This window comes from Amycolatopsis oliviviridis, from assembly GCF_014654365.1.
Lineage (GTDB): Bacteria > Actinomycetota > Actinomycetes > Mycobacteriales > Pseudonocardiaceae > Amycolatopsis > Amycolatopsis oliviviridis.
This window is the reverse complement of record NZ_BNAY01000011.1, coordinates 236,826-250,132: the sequence shown is the minus strand read 5'-3', so window position 1 is coordinate 250,132 and position 13,307 is coordinate 236,826. Positions and strand designations below refer to the sequence as shown.

Genomic DNA, 13,307 nt, shown 5'->3' with positions numbered 1-13,307 from the left:
ACAGACGGGGTACTGTACCCACCCGAAAGGCTGAATATCGCTTCCCTGGGTGACCCCATACTCACGGTATGAAAACTGTGGGTAGATGTTTCGCGGCGCCCGGCTGACCGAAGGAAAGACATGTCGATGGTGCCGGTGGGCCCGGTCAAGGTTTCCGCGCTCGGAATCGGCGCGACGATGGCCGGAGCGACGGTGAGCACCGTGCTCGCGATGGTCATCGGGGCGGTCGCCCTGCTGCTCATGGCGCGTTCGCTGCACCTTCGCCTGAAGGACTGAACCACCCGCCCATGACGAATCCCGCCTTCGCCGCGACCATGATGCTGTTGCTCCTGTGGTGGCCGGCGCACAACATCCTGCTCGCGGCGTTCGCGTGGCGCACCGGGCGTTCGCGCCGGTCGGTGGCCGCGCGCGGGGAGGGGCTGGAGTTCTGGATCGTCATCCCGGCGCTCAACGAGGAACGGGTGGTCGGCAACACCGTCCGCAACGCGCTTTCACTGGGTACGGAACGAAATCCGGTGCGCGTACTGGTCATCGACGACGGCTCGGACGACGGCACGCCGGACGTCCTCCGCGAGGTGACCGACCCGCGCCTGCACGTGCTGCGCCGTGAGCTCCCGCAGGCCCGGCAGGGCAAGGGCGAGGCGTTGAACGCCGGCTACCGCTACATCCTCCGGTTGTGCGAGGCCGAGGGAAGCGTGCCGAAGACGATCGTCGGCATCATCGACGGGGACGGCCGCGGCAGTCCGGGCATGCTGCGCGAGGTGGCCGACGTGTTCGGTGACCGCGGGGTCGGCGCCGTGCAATGCCGGGTGCGTATTCACAATCGACGCAGTGTGCTCGCTTTGTTGCAGGATTTGGAGTTCGGCGCGGTCGCCGACGCGTCGCAAAGCCTGCGCGATCTCGCGGGCAGTGTCGGAATGGGCGGAAACGGGCAATTCTCGCGGCTCGGCGTGCTGCGCCGGTTCGATCCGGCCCCCTGGTCCGACTGTCTCGTCGAGGATCTCGAACTCGGACTGAGGCTGCATGTCGCCGGTATCCGGATGCGTTATGTGAAATCGGCCTGGGTGACGCAACAGGGCCTCGTCGACCTGCCCAGGTTGTTGCGGCAACGCACCCGATGGGCGCAGGGAAATCTGCAATGCGCAAGGCATTTGCGAAAATTGCTGGCATCGCGGCATGTGGGCAGTATCGGTCTTTTGGACTTCCTCGCCTATCTCGTGACGCCCTGGCTGACGGTGCCGTTGTCGTTGGTGGTTTCGCTGCTGTTCGCGGGCACACTCGTCGCGTCCTGGTCGGGTGTCACGCTGGGCGGGCTGATCGCGCCGCCGTCGGCCTTGCCGGGCGCGGCCCTGATCGGCGTGGTCGTGCTGCTGGTGCCCGGTCTGGTGTGGGCCGTCGTGCACCGGCTGCGGCTCGGTGAGGAACCGCTTCACCGTTGCCTGCTCGCGGGCCTGCTCTATCCGGGATTCCTGCTGCTCGGCGTGATCGCGACCTGGCGGGCCTTGTTCCGCGTGCTGGCCCGGCGCAACAGCTGGACCAAGACCGAGCGGCTGAGCGAGGAAGAGACCGTCCCCGCCGAAGTCGCGTGAGCGGGCTTGCGCGAAGGTGTCCGGGTGACTGTCGACGCGATGATCGAAGACCTCAGGACGCTCGTCGACATCGAGTCGCCTTCGGGTGACATCGAGGCTTTGACGGCGTCGGCCCGGGCGTTGGCCGTCATCCTCGAAACCCGCCTCGGCGGGACGGCGACCCTCGTGGAGAGCGAGGCGGGGCCGCATGTCCGCTGGTCCGGCGGTGGTGAGCCCCGCGTGCTGATCCTGGGGCACCACGACACCGTGTTCCCGATCGGCACGCTGGCCCGCCGTCCGTTCGTGGTGACCGGCGGCCGGGTGACCGGGCCCGGCGTGTTCGACATGCTCGGCGGACTGGTGCAGGCGATCCACGGCCTCGCGGCGCTCGACGACCTGACCGGCGTCGAGATCCTGGTGACCGCCGACGAGGAGACGGGCTCGCACGCGTCCCGGGCCCTCATCGAGGAGCGTGCCCGCGCGTGCGGCGCGGTGCTCGTGTTCGAGGGAGCGGCCGACGGCGGCGGTCTGAAGATCGGCCGCAAGGGATGCGGCACGTTCGAGGTCGTCATCACCGGCAGGGCGTCGCACGCCGGCCTCGAACCCGAGGCCGGGATCAACGCGCTGACCGAAGCCGCGCATCAGGTGCTGGCCATCGCCGCGCTCGACCGGCCCGAGGCCGGGACGAGCGTCACGCCGACCGTCGCTTCGGCGGGAACCGCGAGCAACGTCGTGCCCGCCTCCGCGTCGGTCGTGGTCGACGTCCGGGTCGAGTCCACTGAGGAGAAGGAGCGCGTCGAGGCGGGGTTCGCCGCGCTGACCCCGCGTCTCGACGGGGCGGAAATCGAGGTGCGAGGCGGGATCCACCGGCCTCCGATGCCCGAATCGGCCGCCGCGGACCTCTTCGCCGTCGCGGAACGGCTCCTGCCCGGAGTCGACGGCGTGGCCGTCGGGGGCGGGAGCGACGGAAATCTCACGGCCGCGATCGGGGCCCCGACCCTCGACGGGCTGGGTGCCGTCGGCGGCGGAGCCCACGCGGATCACGAGTACCTGCTGGTGGGGTCGATGGCCGAGCGGGCGGATCTGGTCACCGGGCTGGTGACCGCGATTCGGGCTCGCTGACCGGCCCGCACGCATTCAGAGGACTAAATGCGAGGAGGCAGGCGCTAGTTCTTGCCCGATTTCGGGCAAGAACTGGCGTTTCGGGGTCTCGATGTGCAAGATGGGTCCAGTGGAGGACGCGGACATCGTCGAGCAGGTGGCCTTGTCGACGGGTTTGTCGACGGCCATCGCCGCCCGTGTCGTCGCGGACGTCCTGGCGTTCTACCGGCAGCCGGTCGAGCAGTACGTCCGGTCGCGGCACGCCCGGTTGCAGGCCGAGGGCAGGAAGAACCCCGAGATCTTCCCGCTCGTCGCCGGAGAACTGAGCCGTCGTCTCGTCGCTCCTCCCGACCTGTCCGAGCGGCAGCTGCGCCGCATCGTCTACGGCTGACGGAACGCCCGGTCTTCGCGTATCCCGTCCGTTTTTCTTTGTGAGGTTGACTCGTCATGTGCGGAATCGTCGGCTACATCGGCGGCCAGAACGCCGCCCCGATCCTGATCGAGGGGCTGACGCGGCTGGAGTACCGCGGCTACGACTCGGCCGGGATCTCCGTCCTGGGCGGTAAAGGCGCCCAGGTGCACCGGATCGTCGGGCGGGTGCGGAACCTGACCGCGGCCCTGCCCAAGCGGCTCGCGGGCAAGGTCGGCATCGGGCACACGAGGTGGGCGACGCATGGTCCGGCGACCGAGGCGAACGCGCATCCGCACGTCTCCGAGGACGGCCGGATCTCCGTGGTGCACAACGGGATCATCGACAACGCGGACGCCCTGCGCGAGCAGCTCGGCCAGGCCGGGGTGACGCTGACCTCCGAGACCGACACCGAGGTGCTCGCCCACCTCATCGCGAGGTCGGGCGCGAAGACCCTCGAAGACGCCGTCGTCGAGGCCGTTTCCCGCGTCACCGGGACCTACGCGATCGCGGTCACCGACACCGAACGCCCCGACCGCGTCGTGGTCGCGCGGAACGGTTCGCCGCTGATCATCGGCGTCGGCGACCGGGAGATGTTCGTGGCCAGCGACCTGTCCGCGCTGGTCCGGCACACCTCGCAGGTGGTGCACCTCGACGACGGCGAGTTCGCCAGCGTCTCAGCCACGGGCTACCGCACCTTCACCGTCGACGAGAGCGACACCGGCAAGGCCGCGACCGCGATCGACATCCAGGCCGACGACCTCGACCTCGGCGGTCACCAGCACTACATGTACAAGGAGATCCAGGAGCAGCCGGAATGCCTGGAGCGCATGATCCGGGGCCGCCTCGACGACCGGTTCGGAGTGTCCCGTTTGGACGGTCTGAACCTGACTCCTCGTGACCTGCGCGGTTTCGCGAGGGTGAAGATCCTCGGCTGCGGCTCGGCGTACTACGCGGGGCAGATCGGCGCGACTATGATCGAGGACCTGGCGCGGGTCCCGGCCGACGCGGAGGCCGCGTCCGAGTTCCGCTACCGCAACCCCATCATCGAGGCGGACACGCTCTACATCGCGGTCAGTCAGTCCGGTGAGACCGCGGACACCGCGTTCGCCGTCGAAGAGGTCAAGCGCAAGGGCGGCCGGGTGGTCGGCCTCGTCAACGTCGTCGGCTCGACGATCGCGCGGGCCTGCGACGGCGGCCTGTATCTGCACGCCGGTCCGGAGATCGCCGTCGCCTCGACCAAGGCGCTGACCAACATGGCGGTCGGTTTCGCGATGATCGCGCTGGCGCTGGGCCGGGTCCGTGATCTGTCCAATGCGGACGGACAGCGGATCGTCGCGGCGCTCCGGGCCCTGCCCGCGCAGGTCGCCGCCATCGTCGAGGCGGAGTCCCAGATCGCCGAGCACGCGAAGATCTGCGCGGACGCGCGGAGCCTGTTCTTCATCGGCCGCGTCCGGGGTTTCCCGGTGGCGCGCGAGGGTGCGCAGAAGTTCAAGGAGATCTCGTACCGTCACGCGGAGGCGTACCAGACCTCGGAACTCAAGCACGGCCCGCTCGCGCTGATCGACGAGGCGCTGCCGACGGTCGCGATCGTGCCGTCCGACGACCTCGCCGACCGCAACCTCGCCGCGATGCAGCAGATCAAGGCGCGCAAGGGGCAGGTACTGGCGATCACCCATGACACCGTGGACTTCGGCGATCTCGACGTGCCGCGGTTCGTCGTCCCGCGCTCGGAGCCGGAACTCGACCCGATCCTGCTCACGATCCCGCTGCAGTTGCTGGCCTACCACGCCGCGCTGATCCTCGGCCACGACATCGACAAGCCCCGGAACCTCGCGAAGTCCGTCACCGTCGAGTGACCCTGATCTTCTGATACCAGGGGTTTCCCCGATGTCCACGACGTCCCGCGTGGACATCATGTGTGACATGAAGCGAGTGATTGTCGCCACGGACAGGCGAATCGCCTCAAGAACCTTATGAACCCCAGTAACCCCAGACGTCACGACGGGTGCGCGTGAAGGCCCCCTTCACGCGGCTCAGCCGAGGAAACTCGACCTTCACGGGCGACCTAAGTACATGAAGGGGTCCTTCACGGAGCCAGGCGCAAGCAAGGGGGCCTTCATGTACAGGCAAGCGTGCAAGCGCCGGTACCGAGTGGGGCAAGGGGGTCGTGAGTGGTAAGTGTCGTTAGAACGGCACTTACCACTCACGACCCACCCGACCCACTCGGCACCGCCACTTTTTGCGCGCTAGTCCAGCAGCCGCCACAGGTGGTCGGCGGTGCCGTTGTCGTCGAACTGGACGACGATCGCCGAGTCCGCCGTGGACATCAGGTCCACACCGAGAACCTTGCCGGAATTGAGGTTCTGCAGCCGGGACCAGCCGTCCCCGTTGTCGAGGAACCGCCACAGGTGATCCGCTGTGCCGTTGTCGTCGAACTGCACGACGCGCGCCGAGTTCGCCGTGGACATCAGATCGACGCCGAGGACCTTGCCGGAGTTGCGGTTCTTGACGCGGAACCAGCCGTCCCCGTTGTCCAGCAGCCGCCACAGGTGGTCCGCGGTGCCGTTGTCGTGGAACTGGACGACCTGCGCGGAGTCCGCGGTGGACATCCGGTCGACGGCGAGGAGCTTGCCGGAGTTGCGGTTTTCGATCCTGGTCCAGCCGGACCGCCAGGGCCGGGAACCGCCGGTCCGCGGGAACGATGTCACCCGCAGCCGCGCCGCGCCCATGGGGATCAGGGTGACGCGCTGGACCGGGGTGTTCACCGCGACCGGGCTGTCGGCCAGTTCGTCGATCACGTTCTGTTCGCTCGCCTGCCAGCCGTCGATGCGCTGGGCGTCGGTGGTGAGCCGGACCGGGCTGTTCGCCGGGGTGAACGGGTCGAGCGGGTTCCCGCCCGTCGTGACGACGGTGAACGCGGCCTGCGGCACCAGGCCGTAGTTCCACGCCGATCCGGGCCGGACCTCGTGGACCGGCCACTGCTCGTCGCCCGCGACCCGGCTCCAGTTCTCTTGAATCGCCAGGGAGTACGTCAGTGGCCCGCGGTCGACCGAGACAGAGTTGTGGTTCCGTGCCCAGGTCCGGGTGCGGGTAGTCATCGGCAGCCGCAGGGTGACGCGGTCGCCGGTGCGCCAGACCCGGCCGACGGTTTCGTAACGAGGGCCGCTGCTCACCGCGACCGATCCGCCGTTGACGGACAGGGCCGGCGCCGGGCACCAGCCGGGAATCCGGACCTGGAAAGGGAATTCCGTCGGCTTCGGCAGTGAGAAGGTGAACGTGATGGTGTCCGAGAACGGGTAGGCGGTCGCTTGGGTGACGGTCACCGAGGTGCCGCCCGCGACCTTCGCGGTCACCGTGGACGCGCCGTACAGCATCGCGCAGAGACCGCCGCCCGCCGTGGCCTGCCACATCTCTTCGACGTAGTACGGCCAGCCCATCCCGTAGTTGTGCGGGCAGCAGCGGTAGTTGTCGATGCCCGGCTCGTAGGCCTGCATGGCGAAGTCGTTGTCGTACTGGCTCAACGACTTCGGCTGCCTGTCGAGCTGGATCCCGTTCGCCGACGTCACGTAGTGGATGCTCCGCCCGGCCGGGTCCAGCGCGGCCGGAAGCAGATTGAAGGCGAGTTCCTCGACGCGGTCGGCCCAGACGGGATCGCCGGTCGTCCTGGCGAGGATCTCGTGGCTCATCATGTACTCGACGATCCCGCAGGTTTCGAAGCCCTGCCTCGGATCGTCGTAGCCGGGCCGGACGTTCTCGTCGCCGGCGAAGCCGCCGCCCGGGAACTGACCATAACGGCCCTGGATCCGGTCGTAGTTCGCGTACGCGCTCGCGCGATGCGCGGGATCGCCGGAAAGGACCCAGAACTGGCCCGGTTCGCGGAAGCCCTGGGTGATGTTGACGTTGTGCCCGGTCGGCAGGTTGTCCACCCAGTTCGCCGAGTGCCGGTGGACGGTGCGGACCAGGTCGAGCAGGAACGCCTCGCCGGTGCGGTTGTAGAGCCAGTAGACGACGTCGATCGTGTCGGCCCAGCGGGTGTGGCCCCAGCCGTCGGTGTACACGGACGTCGGCTGCGCCGCCATGAACCGGAAGTACTTGCCGAGGAAAGGGACGACCCGGGTGTCCTTTGTGTACTCCTCGTACGAGCGCAGCGCGTGCAGCATCGGCATGTGCGGCCACAGGTCCGCGTGGCCCGATTGCCGGGTGCGCAGTTCGGACGGTCCGAAGAAGCCGTCCGGCGCCTGGGTGGCGAGGACGGCGTCCATCCAGCGGCGGGTGTCGGCCAGGACGCGGGCGTCCCCGGTGACATAGCCGAGGTCGCCGTATCCGCGCAGCCAGTACGGCACCTCCTCCCAGCCTTTCAGTTCGGGGCGTGTCCAGCCGGTGTCGCCGAACGCGAGGTAGTGCGAGACCTCCTGGTAGCGGCCGTTGAGCCCGTCAAGCTGTTTGCGGAGCTGGGTGGCCAGCCAGCCGTCTGCCCTCGCGGAGCCGGGTGGGAGCCGCAGCAGGGGAGCGGGCAGCAGCGGTGCGCGGTTGGCGACGTACGGCGAGACGGCGGAGGTCGCGGCTTCGGCCGTGGCCCGTGTGGCCTGGGTGCCGACGCCGGCGGCCAGGCCGGTCGCGACGGTGGCTTTGAGGAAGTTGCGGCGGGGGACTGACATGGGATTTCCCCTTTCCTGACCCGGTCCGCCCAGATTTACATCGTTGATACAACGTTGTAAATCCGCCGTTCGCCGGATGCCGGGTCCGCGGGGTGCGAATACTGCGTCAACGGGCAGCCTCGCCGTCGGTTCGGGCAATGCCAGGCGAAAGTCCACCCGGCGCTGTGTCCTCAATGGACAGAGCGCGCTCAAGCGGATCCGGATTCCCGCGAGTTCCGTTGTCGGACCGGCGAGAAAGCAACTATTGTCGCCATGACCGCTCATCCGCCAGGGCAGGAGGTGAGGCGTTGTACGCCGAGGAGCGGCAGCGCGCCATTCTCAAGCAGGCCCGGCAGAACGGCCGTGTCGACGTGGCGACGCTCGCGGCCGCCTTCGAGATCACCAGCGAGACCGTCCGCCGCGACCTGACGGCGCTGGAGCGCAGCGGCGTGGTGCGGAGGGTGCACGGCGGCGCGATCCCGGTGGAACGGCTGGGTATCGAGCCGGGGCTCGACGCCCGCGACGCGGTGATGAGCGCGGAAAAGGACCGGATCGCCCTGGCCGCGCTGGAGCAGGTCCCCGCCGAGGGCGCGATCCTGCTGGACGCGGGCACCACCGTCGGCAGGCTCGCGCACCTGATCCCCGCCGACCGCGAACTGACCGTGGTCACCCCCTCGCTGCCCAACGCGCTCGCGCTCGCCAACCGGCCCGGCATCACGCTGATGCTGGTCGGCGGGAGGGTCCGCGGGCCGACCGTGGCCTCGGTCGACGGCTGGGCGCTCAACGCCCTCAAGGACACGTACGTCGACCTCGCTTTCATCGGCGCCAACGGTCTCTCCGTCGAGCGGGGACTCACCACACCGGACACCGCCGAGGCGATGGTGAAGCGCGCGGCCATCGCGTCCGCGCGGCGGACGGTGCTGCTGGCCGACCACACCAAGGTCGGCAACGACCACTTCGCCCGGTTCGGCGAACTCGAGGACGTCGACACCCTGATCACCGACACCGGCATCGATCACCGGATGGCCGACGAGATCACCAGGACCGGCGTCAAGGTGATAGCCGTTTGAGGCGGACGGGCGAGCGGCTCGCCGGATACCTGATGACAGCGCCGTTCTACATCCTGTTCGGCGTCTTCGGTCTCTTCCCGCTGCTCTACACCGCGTGGGTGGCGCTGCACCATTGGCATCTGGTCAATGGCGACACCGGGTTCGCCGGGCTCGGGAACTTCGCCGTCCTGCTCCAGGACGCGAATTTCTACAACGCGCTCTTCAACACGGTCAGCATCTTCATCCTGTCGACCGTCCCCCAGCTGCTGGCCGCGCTCGGGCTCGCCGCGCTGCTCGACCGCCCGTTGCGCGCGCGGACGCTGTGGCGGGCCAGCGTGCTGCTGCCGAACGTCGTGTCGGTGGTCGCGGTGGCGCTCGTGTTCAGCCAGCTCTTCGCCGAGGACTACGGTGTCGTCAACTGGGCGTTGGGCCTGGTCGGTCTCGACCCGGTGGACTGGCGATCGGACCGGTTCGCCTCGCACGTCGCGGTGAGCGTGATGGTGATGTGGCGCTGGACCGGCTACAACGCGCTGCTCTACCTCGCGGCCATGCAGTCCGTGCCGCAGGAGCGCTACGACGCCGCCATGCTCGACGGCGCCTCCCGCTGGCGGACCTTCTGGTCGATCACCGTGCCCGCGATCCGGCCGACGATCGCCTTCACCGTCGTCGTCTCGACCATCGGCGGGCTGCAGCTGTTCGCCGAGCCGCAGTTGTTCGACGATTCGGGCACCGCCGGGACCGGCGGCGCCGACCGGCAGTTCCAGACGCTGGCGATGTATTTGTACGAGAAGGGATTCGGCGAGTTCGACGCCGGATACGCGGCGGCCATCGCGTGGCTGCTCTTCCTGTTCTCGGCCGGGTTCGCGCTGGTCAACTTCTCGCTCGTGCGCCGGATCCGGGGCGGTGAGTGACCGTGGCCGCGAGGGAACGGGCCGGATTCGTCGTCTACGGGCTGCTGCTCGCCGTCGGCGTCGCGTCGATCTTCCCGTTGTACTGGTCGTTCGTGGTGTCCTCCAAGGACAATTCCGCGCTCGGCGAGACCACCCCGCCGCTGCTGCCCGGCGGCAATCTGGCCGAGAACGTGGGCCGGGTCTTCGACACCGTCGACTTCTGGCTGGCGATGCAGAACTCGCTGATCGTCGCCGGCACGGTGACCGTGTCGAACGTGCTGCTCTCCAGCATGGCCGGCTTCGCCTTCGCGCGGCTGCGGTTCCCCGGCCGCGACTCGCTCTTCCTGGTCGTCATCGGCACCGCGATGGTGCCCGCCCAGCTCGGGGTCATCCCGCTGTACCTGGTGGTCGGCGAACTCGGCTGGTACGGGCGGCTGGAGGCGGTGATCGTGCCGGGCCTGGTCGGCGCGTTCAGCGTGTTCTGGATGCGGCAGGCGTGCGAGGAGGCGATCCCCGGTGAACTGCTCGACGCCGGCCGCGTCGACGGCTGTTCGGCGGCGCGGCTGTTCTGGAACGTCGCCCTGCCCGCCATCCGCCCGCAGGCCGCCGTGCTCGCGATGCTGACGTTCATGACCGCGTGGAACGACTTCTTCTGGCCGTTGATCGTGCTCGACCCCAACGCGCACCCGACCGTCCAGGTGGCGTTGTCGAGGCTGGCCAGCGGCTACTTCACCGACTACTCGCTGATGCTCACCGCGGCCACGATCGGCGTGCTGCCGGTCATCGTGCTGTTCATCCTGCTGGCCAGGAAGGTGGTCGACGGCGTGATGCGGGGCGCGCCGCGGACTTGACGGCCGTGGTCACGGTGAGGCCTTGTTCTCGAGCGGACAAGCAAAGGTGCATGTTGTGAAAGCCACGTTCGCGACCTTGAACGTTGTGAACGTGGCTTTCACAACGTCGGTGTGCCGTCCTGACGGCTACGGGAGCCCGTTGCGCGCCACCACGTCCGCGTAGAACAGGGCGCTGTCCTTGAGCACCCGCTCCTGGGTTTCGAAGTCGACGTGCACGATGCCGAACCGCTGCGTGTACCCCATGGCCCATTCGAAATTGTCCAGCAGCGACCAGGCCATGTAGCCGCGGATGTCGGCGCCGCGTTCGATCGCGGTGTGCACGGCGGCGAGGTGCTCGGCGAAGTACCGCACGCGGTCCGTGTCGCGCACCCGCCCATCGACGACTTCATCCACGAAGGCGGCGCCGTTCTCGGCGATGACGAGCGGGAGACCGGGGCAGTGCCCGTGCAGCCACAGCAGCAGATCGGTGAACGACTCCGGCCGCTGTTCCCAGCCGAGCGAGGTGAGGTCGCCGCGCGGCGGCGTGACGTCCATACCGCGCAGGCCGGGCAGCGGGCAGTTGCTGTCGGCCTCGGGATCGTCCAGCGGGACCGCGCGGGCGGGCGCGTAATAGTTGACACCCAGCACGTCCAGCGGCTGCGCGATGATCTCCAGGTCGCCGTCGGCGATCGCCGCTTCGAGCGTGCCGAGATGCGCCAGATCCGCCAGCAGTTCGGGCGGGTAGCCGCGGCCGAGCAGCGGGTCGAGGAAGAACCTGTTGTGCAGGAAGTCGAATTTGCGCGCGGCCTCGCGGTGCGCGGCGTCGTCCACATCGGTCAGCACCGGGGCGAAGTTGAGCACGATGGACACTTCCTGCTCACCGCCGTTCGCGCGCAGCACCTGCGCGGCCTGCCCGTGCGCGAGCATGAGGTTGTGCCCGGCGACCAGCGCCGCGCCCTCGTCCCGGAGGCCAGGCGCGTGGTCTCCGTTGCCGTAGCCGATGAAGGCGGCGCAGAACGGCTCGTTGATCGTGGTCCACTGGCGGACACGGTCGCCGAGTGCTTTGTGGACGGTCGCGGCGTAGTCGGCGAACAGGCCCGCGAGATCGCGGTTGGGCCAGCCGCCTTCGGCCTGCAGCGCCTCGGGCAGATCCCAGTGGTAGAGCGTGACCATCGGGGTGACCCCGTGCTCCAGCAACGTGTCGACAAGGCGATCGTAGAAGGCGAGCCCGCGGGGTTCGATCGTGCGGCCGTCCGGCATGACCCGCGACCACGCGACGGAGAAGCGGTAGTACGGCACACCGAGTTCGCTCAGCAGTGCGACGTCCTCGCGATACCGCCGGTAGTGATCGCAGGCCGGGTCGCCGGTGGCGTCGTCGAGCACCCGGCCCGTTCGCGCGGTGAAAGTGTCCCAAATGGACGGTCCGCGTCCGTCCGCTGTCGTCGAACCCTCGATCTGGTACGCCGCTGTGGCCGTGCCCCAGCGGAACCCGGCCGGAAAACTGCGTGTCACGCCGTCCCCACTCAGTTGGCGGCCGCGGCGCGGCCTTCGGTCGAAGCCTGGCTCCAGGCCTGGTCGAGCGATTGCCTTCCCTCTTCGACACGGCCGAGCGCGTGCCCGTAGACGGGCCGCACCTCGCCGTCACGCAGCCCGCGGTAGTTCGGCCGCAGGGCTTCGGCGGACGCGGCGAAGATCTTGCCGATCGGCGCGCCGCTGAAGTAGTCGCTGGTGTGAGACAGCACGGCGGGGTCCTGGTAGGCGCCCAGCGCGCTCGGCAGCAGCCCGCTTTCCAGGAAGATCCGTTTCTGCTGTTCGGGCGCGGTCAGCCAGACGGCGAGGTCGTAGGCCTCCTTGCGGTGCGCGCCCTGCTTCGGGACGGTCAGGAACGAACCGCCCCAGTTGCCCGCGCCGCCCGGGACCGAGGTGACGTCCCATTTGCCCGCCAGCTCCGGGCCGCCCGCCTCCTGGATCTGGGTCAGCATCCAGGCGGGGCACGTGATCGCGGCGAACCGGCTCTGCTTGATCGCCACCGTCCACGGCTGCGTGAAGGTGGTGACCGCCGCGGTCTCCTTCTTCAGCGCCATCCCGCCCGCGAGGTCGAAGGCCTTGCGCACGTTCGGGTTCGTGTCGCCGATGAACGTGTCGTCCTTGGCGAAGTAGTTCTCCTGCGCCTGGTTGAGCATCGCCGTGTAGACGGTGCCCGCCGAATCGGCGAATTTGACCTCCGGCGACCGCGAGCTGAACTTCTCCCCGGTCTCGGCGAACTTGTCCCAGGTCGGCCAGAGCGCGGCGACCTGCTCGCGGTCGGTCGGCAGGCCCGCGTTCGCGAACAGGTCGCGGCGGTAGCAGAGGGCGAGGCTGCCCATGTCGGTCCCGAGGCCCATCACGAACTTGCCGTCGTCCGCGGTGCCCTGGTCCCATTTCCAGCCCGGCCAGTTCTCCCGGAGGCTTTGCGCGCCGAACTCGGACAGGTCGGTGAACTTGTCCGTGGATTGGCGGAACTTGGGGAGGTACTGCTCCTCGATCGCGACCACGTCCGCGCCGCCGCGGCCGGCGCCGAGGCCGGTGGCCAGCTGCCGGTGGTGCGTCTCGAAGTCGGCGACCCGGCTCTCGACGGTGATCCCGGGGTGCGCCTTCTCGTAGTCGTCGAAGAGTTTCTCGTAGCCGAACTCGCCGAAGGTGGCGACGGTGAGCTTGATCGGCCCGCCGGCTTCGGGCTTGCTCGAACAGCCGGTGAGCAGCAGTGCGAAGGCAGTCAGTCCGGCCACCAGGCGGGATCCACGCGGGCGGGTCATCGTTCTCCTCGGTCGTACGCGATTC

11 protein-coding genes are annotated in these 13,307 nt (G+C 68.8%); 8 read left to right on the top strand and 3 right to left on the bottom strand.

The genetic code is table 11. The features are described 5' to 3' along the window. Positions 1-120 precede the first annotated feature (120 nt). The 5 genes from IE302_RS37160 to glmS all read left to right on the top strand — a co-directional run bounded on the left by IE302_RS37160 (position 121) and on the right by glmS (position 4,937). On the top strand, positions 121-276 hold the full coding sequence (locus tag IE302_RS37160) for a hypothetical protein (RefSeq protein ID WP_167406147.1): 156 nt from the start codon (positions 121-123) through the stop codon (positions 274-276). Positions 277-287: 11 nt separating this feature from the next. Further along, entirely contained in the window at positions 288-1,589 is a 1,302-nt protein-coding gene (locus tag IE302_RS37155) for a glycosyltransferase family 2 protein (protein ID WP_191259138.1), read from the top strand. A 24-nt stretch (positions 1,590-1,613) separates the two neighbouring features. Beyond that, positions 1,614-2,690, top strand: coding sequence for a M20 family metallopeptidase (locus IE302_RS37150; RefSeq protein WP_229908181.1), 1,077 nt, complete (start codon positions 1,614-1,616; stop codon positions 2,688-2,690). A 91-nt stretch (positions 2,691-2,781) separates the two neighbouring features. Continuing rightward, positions 2,782-3,060 carry a hypothetical protein gene (locus tag IE302_RS37145; protein ID WP_191259137.1) on the top strand — a complete coding sequence of 93 codons (279 nt, stop codon included), beginning with the start codon at positions 2,782-2,784 and terminating at the stop codon, positions 3,058-3,060. 56 nt (positions 3,061-3,116) lie between these two features. Beyond that, positions 3,117-4,937: a glutamine--fructose-6-phosphate transaminase (isomerizing) gene (gene glmS, locus IE302_RS37140; protein ID WP_191259136.1), complete on the top strand. Its 1,821-nt coding sequence runs from the start codon at positions 3,117-3,119 to the stop codon at positions 4,935-4,937. 390 nt (positions 4,938-5,327) lie between these two features. Here the strand turns inward: glmS and IE302_RS37135 are convergent, their stop codons facing one another. Beyond that, complete coding sequence (locus IE302_RS37135) at positions 5,328-7,739, bottom strand: beta-L-arabinofuranosidase domain-containing protein (RefSeq protein WP_191259135.1); 2,412 nt, start codon at positions 7,737-7,739, stop codon at positions 5,328-5,330. 287 nt (positions 7,740-8,026) lie between these two features. Between IE302_RS37135 and IE302_RS37130 the strand changes: the two genes are divergently transcribed. Genes IE302_RS37130 through IE302_RS37120 form a run of 3 tightly spaced genes read left to right on the top strand, consistent with a single transcriptional unit; the run spans position 8,027 to position 10,508 of the window. Then, positions 8,027-8,788 carry a DeoR/GlpR family DNA-binding transcription regulator gene (locus IE302_RS37130; protein WP_191259134.1) on the top strand — a complete coding sequence of 254 codons (762 nt, stop codon included), beginning with the start codon at positions 8,027-8,029 and terminating at the stop codon, positions 8,786-8,788. Continuing rightward, positions 8,785-9,678: a carbohydrate ABC transporter permease gene (locus IE302_RS37125; protein WP_229908180.1), complete on the top strand. Its 894-nt coding sequence runs from the start codon at positions 8,785-8,787 to the stop codon at positions 9,676-9,678. The genes IE302_RS37130 and IE302_RS37125 overlap by 4 nt, the downstream gene beginning before the upstream one ends. A gap of 2 nt (positions 9,679-9,680) precedes the next feature. After that, positions 9,681-10,508, top strand: coding sequence for a carbohydrate ABC transporter permease (locus IE302_RS37120; protein ID WP_191259133.1), 828 nt, complete (start codon positions 9,681-9,683; stop codon positions 10,506-10,508). A gap of 126 nt (positions 10,509-10,634) precedes the next feature. Here the strand turns inward: IE302_RS37120 and IE302_RS37115 are convergent, their stop codons facing one another. Both IE302_RS37115 and IE302_RS37110 read right to left on the bottom strand, forming a co-directional pair. Next, a complete protein-coding gene (locus tag IE302_RS37115) occupies positions 10,635-11,999 on the bottom strand; it encodes a GH1 family beta-glucosidase (RefSeq protein WP_191259132.1) in 1,365 nt (454 codons plus the stop codon). A gap of 11 nt (positions 12,000-12,010) precedes the next feature. Continuing rightward, positions 12,011-13,282, bottom strand: coding sequence for an ABC transporter substrate-binding protein (locus IE302_RS37110; protein WP_191259131.1), 1,272 nt, complete (start codon positions 13,280-13,282; stop codon positions 12,011-12,013). Positions 13,283-13,307 lie beyond the last annotated feature (25 nt).

What these genes read in the sequence shown, in the direction of transcription:
- IE302_RS37110 (WP_191259131.1), bottom strand. Translation starts at nt 13,282, where the DNA reads ATGACCCGCCCGCGTGGATCCCGCCTGGTGGCCGGACTGACTGCCTTC.
- IE302_RS37135 (WP_191259135.1), bottom strand. Translation starts at nt 7,739, where the DNA reads ATGTCAGTCCCCCGCCGCAACTTCCTCAAAGCCACCGTCGCGACCGGC.
- glmS (WP_191259136.1), top strand. Translation starts at nt 3,117, where the DNA reads ATGTGCGGAATCGTCGGCTACATCGGCGGCCAGAACGCCGCCCCGATC.
- IE302_RS37145 (WP_191259137.1), top strand. Translation starts at nt 2,782, where the DNA reads ATGTGCAAGATGGGTCCAGTGGAGGACGCGGACATCGTCGAGCAGGTG.
- IE302_RS37155 (WP_191259138.1), top strand. Translation starts at nt 288, where the DNA reads ATGACGAATCCCGCCTTCGCCGCGACCATGATGCTGTTGCTCCTGTGG.
- IE302_RS37160 (WP_167406147.1), top strand. Translation starts at nt 121, where the DNA reads ATGTCGATGGTGCCGGTGGGCCCGGTCAAGGTTTCCGCGCTCGGAATC.